Origin of the sequence: Brachybacterium nesterenkovii (assembly GCF_900163655.1) — a bacterium.
In the GTDB taxonomy this organism is placed as follows: Bacteria; Actinomycetota; Actinomycetes; order Actinomycetales; family Dermabacteraceae; genus Brachybacterium; species Brachybacterium nesterenkovii.
Genome location: NZ_FWFG01000034.1, coordinates 1 through 5,427, shown reverse-complemented (window position 1 = coordinate 5,427; position 5,427 = coordinate 1). Strand labels below are relative to the sequence as shown.

General features: G+C 56.2%; 3 rRNA genes. All 3 read right to left on the bottom strand.

Annotation, left to right across the window (positions count from 1 at the left end):
- Positions 1–132: 132 nt before the first annotated feature.
- Positions 133–249: ribosomal RNA gene (gene rrf, locus FM110_RS03815) — 5S ribosomal RNA — on the bottom strand.
- A gap of 120 nt (positions 250–369) precedes the next feature.
- Positions 370–3,431, bottom strand: a 23S ribosomal RNA gene (locus tag FM110_RS03810).
- 357 nt (positions 3,432–3,788) lie between these two features.
- A 16S ribosomal RNA gene (locus FM110_RS03805) occupies positions 3,789–5,309 on the bottom strand.
- The 16S, 23S and 5S rRNA genes sit together here, the layout of an rRNA operon.
- Between the last annotated feature and the right edge of the window lie 118 nt (positions 5,310–5,427).

The following is a 5,427-nucleotide window of genomic DNA, read 5'->3' as shown; positions in this document are numbered from 1 at the left end:
ACGTACCGACCCCGTCACGATCCGGGCATGCGGAAAGGGCCGCCGGCTCAACCCTCCCGACCAGAACCCACCATCCATGGTGAACCCCGATCAGGAAAGGGAACCAACGACCCTTCCCACCATCACAAAGATGTCCGGCGGCGTCCTACTCTCCCACACCCTACCGAGTGCAGTACCATCGGCGCTGTCGAGCTTAGCTACCGGGTTCGGAATGGAACCGGGCGTTTCCCCGACGCTATGACCGCCGTAACACGACGAGACAACCAGACCCCCACCACAACACCCCCGCAAAGAGGCTGACCGCGGCAGCGGGATTGTTCTCCAAGAACCACACAGTGGACGCGAACATGTCACAAGACAATGAAAGTGTTGAATAAGTCTTCGGCCATTAGTACCAGTCAGCTCCACACATTGCTGTGCTTCCACATCTGGCCTATCAACCCAGTGGTCTGCTGGGGGCCTCTCACCCACAAAGGGGCACGGATATCTCATCTTGAAGCAGGCTTCCCGCTTAGATGCTTTCAGCGGTTATCCCTTCCCGACGTAGCCAACCAGCCATGCTCTTGGCAGAACAACTGGCACACCAGAGGTCAGTCCATCCCGGTCCTCTCGTACTAGGGACAGGTCTTCTCAAATATCCAACGCGCGCAGCGGATAGGGACCGAACTGTCTCACGACGTTCTAAACCCAGCTCGCGTACCGCTTTAATAGGCGAACAGCCTAACCCTTGGGACCAACTCCAGCCCCAGGATGCGACGAGCCGACATCGAGGTGCCAAACCATGCCGTCGATATGAGCTCTTGGGCAAGATCAGCCTGTTATCCCCGGGGTACCTTTTATCCGTTGAGCGACACCCATTCCACAATGAGGTGCCGGATCACTAGTTCCTGCTTTCGCACCTGCCCGACATGTCTGTCTCGCAGTCAAGCTCCCTTGTGCACTTACACTCGACACCTGATTGCCAACCAGGCTGAGGGAACCTTTGAGCGCCTCCGTTACTCTTTAGGAGGCAACCGCCCCAGTTAAACTACCCATCAGGCACTGTCCCTGATCCGGATCACGGACCGAGGTTAGGAATCCAGAACGACCAGAGTGGTATTTCAACGACGACTCCACACGAACTAGCGTCCGTGCTTCCCAGTCTCCCACCTATCCTACACAAGCCGTTCCGAACACCAATACCAAACTATAGTAAAGGTCCCGGGGTCTTTCCGTCCTGCTGCGCGTAACGAGCATCTTTACTCGTAATGCAATTTCGCCGAGTTCGCGGTTGAGACAGTGGAGAAGTCGTTACGCCATTCGTGCAGGTCGGAACTTACCCGACAAGGAATTTCGCTACCTTAGGATGGTTATAGTTACCACCGCCGTTTACTGGGGCTTAAATTCTCAGCTTCGATCCGAAGATCTAACCGGTCCTCTTAACCTTCCAGCACCGGGCAGGCGTCAGTCCGTATACAGCGTCTTACGACTTCGCACGGACCTGTGTTTTTAGTAAACAGTCGCTTCTCCCTGGTCTCTGCGGCCTTCGGCGCTCTCACGCCTCCGGCCCCCCTTCTCCCGAAGTTACGGGGGTATTTTGCCGAGTTCCTTAACCACGATTCTCTCGAACGCCTCGGTATTCTCTACCTGATCACCTGAGTCGGTTTAGGGTACGGGCGACCGTGCTCGTCACGCCGGAACTTTTCTTGGCAGTACAGGATCACTCACCTACTCCCTTACGGGATCCCCATCACGTCTCACCCCATACGGCACCGCATTACCGGTGCGCGGGCTGCTCGCTTAGACGGACTATTCCATTAAGTCCGCGGAAGCTACCTCTCTGCGTCATCCCATGCGCTGACCTACTACATGTTCGGTTCCCATGCTCTCCCGAGCACGCACCCCGAAGGGCACGAGTCAGGTTCGGATGGTTAGCATCACACGATTCGGTATGGGTCCTCACACAATCGGTTCGGGAATATCAACCCGATGTCCATCGACTACGCCTGTCGGCCTCGCCTTAGGTCCCGACTAACCCAGGGCGGATTAACCTGGCCCTGGAACCCTTGATCAATCGGCGGACGGGTTTCTCACCCGTCTTTCGCTACTCATGCCTGCATTCTCACTCGTGCAGTCTCCACCACTGGGTTTCCCCGCAGCTTCACCGCCTGCACGACGCTCCCCTACCCATCCAGACCAATGTCTGAATGACACAGCTTCGGTGGTGTGCTTGAGCCCCGCTACATTGTCGGCGCAGAATCACTTGACCAGTGAGCTATTACGCACTCTTTCAAGGGTGGCTGCTTCTAAGCCAACCTCCTGGTTGTCTCAGCAACTCCACATCCTTTTCCACTTAGCACACGCTTAGGGACCTTAGCTGATGTTCTGGGCTGTTTCCCTCTCGACTATGAAGCTTATCCCCCACAGTCTCACTGCTGCGCTCTCACGTACCGGCATTCGGAGTTTGGCTAAGGTCAGTAACCCGGTGGGGCCCATCGCCTATCCAGTGCTCTACCTCCGGCACGAAACACGCAACGCTGCACCTAAATGCATTTCGGGGAGAACCAGCTATCACGAAGTTTGATTGGCCTTTCACCCCTATCCACAGGTCATCCCCTCCATTTTCAACTGAAGTGGGTTCGGGCCTCCACGCGGTCTTACCCGCGCTTCACCCTGCCCATGGATAGATCACTTCGCTTCGGGTCTAGAGCCGGCGACTGAACGCCCCGTTCAGACTCGCTTTCGCTACGGCTACCCCACACGGGTTAACCTCGCCACCGACCACTAACTCGCAGGCTCATTCTTCAAAAGGCACGCCGTCACCCCGTAAGGCTCCGACGGATTGTAAGCACACGGTTTCAGGTACTATTTCACTCCCCTCCCGGGGTACTTTTCACCTTTCCCTCACGGTACTTGTCCGCTATCGGTCACGAGGTAGTATTCAGGCTTACCAGGTGGTCCTGGCAGATTCACACCGGATTTCACGGGCCCGGTGCTACTTGGGAACAGCATCACGCGTCGCAGCAGTTTCGTCTACGGGGGTCACACCCTCTACGCCGTCGCACTCACCACGACTTCGACTACCACTACGAGCTCACGTCGACGATCCGGCAGAACCGTCCGACACTTCCCACAACCCTCATCCTGCAACCCCTGCCGGGTATCACACAGAACAAGTTTGGCCTCTTCCGCTTTCGCTCGCCACTACTCACGGAATCACTGTTGTTTTCTCTTCCTGAGGGTACTGAGATGTTTCACTTCCCCTCGTTCCCTCCACACTGCCTATACATTCAGCAGCGGGTACCGCGACATGACTCGCGGTGGGTTTCCCCATTCGGAAATCCTCGGATCACAGGGTGGTTGTCACCTCCCCGAGGCTTATCGCAGACTCCTACGTCCTTCATCGGCTCCTCGTGCCCAGGCATTCACCGTGCGCCCTTTACAACTTAGGCAACACTACAAAGACACATTGCTTACAAAGATGCTCGCGTCCACTATGCAGTTCTCAAAGAACAACCCCACACCATCACCAGACCAGCATTAGCTGAAACCCAGTGACAGGGAGGACCAGCCACACACACCACCATCCCGAAGGACCGTGGATGCGCATGCAGCCTCAAAACCCAATAGCGTGCCTCCACCTCGAACCCCCTCGACCGGCGAGCCCACCGTTCCATGCGCAAGCGCAGTACTAGGAGACCCTGTGGCCAGGAGATGAAGCGCCTATTCGTTGATGTTCCACCCTTGAGCAACCACCCGTACTACATGCGGGCACGAAGATGGCCACCAATATTGGTGTAGCTCCTTAGAAAGGAGGTGATCCAGCCGCACCTTCCGGTACGGCTACCTTGTTACGACTTAGTCCCAATCACCGATCCCACCTTCGACAGCTCCCTCCACAAGGGATGGGCCACTGGCTTCGGGTGTTACCGACTTTCGTGACTTGACGGGCGGTGTGTACAAGGCCCGGGAACGTATTCACCGCAGCGTTGCTGATCTGCGATTACTAGCGACTCCGACTTCATGGGGTCGAGTTGCAGACCCCAATCCGAACTGAGACCGGCTTTTTGGGATTCGCTCCACCTCACAGTATCGCAACCCTTTGTACCGGCCATTGTAGCATGCGTGAAGCCCAAGACATAAGGGGCATGATGATTTGACGTCGTCCCCACCTTCCTCCGAGTTGACCCCGGCAGTCTCCCATGAGTTCCCGCCATAACGCGCTGGCAACATGGAACGAGGGTTGCGCTCGTTGCGGGACTTAACCCAACATCTCACGACACGAGCTGACGACAACCATGCACCACCTGTGCACCAGTCCGAAGAAGACCCCGTCTCTGGGGCTGTCCGGTGCATGTCAAGCCTTGGTAAGGTTCTTCGCGTTGCATCGAATTAATCCGCATGCTCCGCCGCTTGTGCGGGCCCCCGTCAATTCCTTTGAGTTTTAGCCTTGCGGCCGTACTCCCCAGGCGGGGCACTTAATGCGTTAGCTACGGCGCGGAGAACGTGGAATGTCCCCCACACCTAGTGCCCAACGTTTACGGCATGGACTACCAGGGTATCTAATCCTGTTCGCTCCCCATGCTTTCGCTTCTCAGTGTCAGTAATGGCCCAGAGACCTGCCTTCGCCATCGGTGTTCTTCCTGATATCTGCGCATTTCACCGCTACACCAGGAGTTCCAGTCTCCCCTACCACACTCTAGCCTGCCCGTACCCACCGCACGCCCGAGGTTGAGCCTCGGGTTTTCACGGCAGACGCGACAAGCCACCTACAAGCTCTTTACGCCCAATAATTCCGGACAACGCTTGCGCCCTACGTATTACCGCGGCTGCTGGCACGTAGTTAGCCGGCGCTTCTTCTGCAGGTACCGTCACTTTCGCTTCTTCCCTGCTGAAAGAGGTTTACAACCCGAAGGCCGTCATCCCTCACGCGGCGTCGCTGCATCAGGCTTTCGCCCATTGTGCAATATTCCCCACTGCTGCCTCCCGTAGGAGTCTGGGCCGTGTCTCAGTCCCAGTGTGGCCGGTCGCCCTCTCAGGCCGGCTACCCGTCATCGCCTTGGTGAGCCATTACCTCACCAACAAACTGATAGGCCGCGAGTCCATCCCTCACCGAAAAACTTTCCAGAAACCACCATGCGGTGGAAACTCATATCCGGTATTAGCCACGATTTCCCGAGGTTATCCCAGAGTGAGGGGCAGGTTACTCACGTGTTACTCACCCGTTCGCCACTGATCAGATGAAGCAAGCTCCATCGTCACCGTTCGACTTGCATGTGTTAAGCACGCCGCCAGCGTTCGTCCTGAGCCAGGATCAAACTCTCCATCAAAAAATGAAAAACAATCCTGACAGTAAACGAACACCAGCTTTAAAAGCTGGATGTCCAAAAAACTGCCAAACAAAACATTTGGCATCAACAAACAGACACGCTATTGAGATCTCAAACA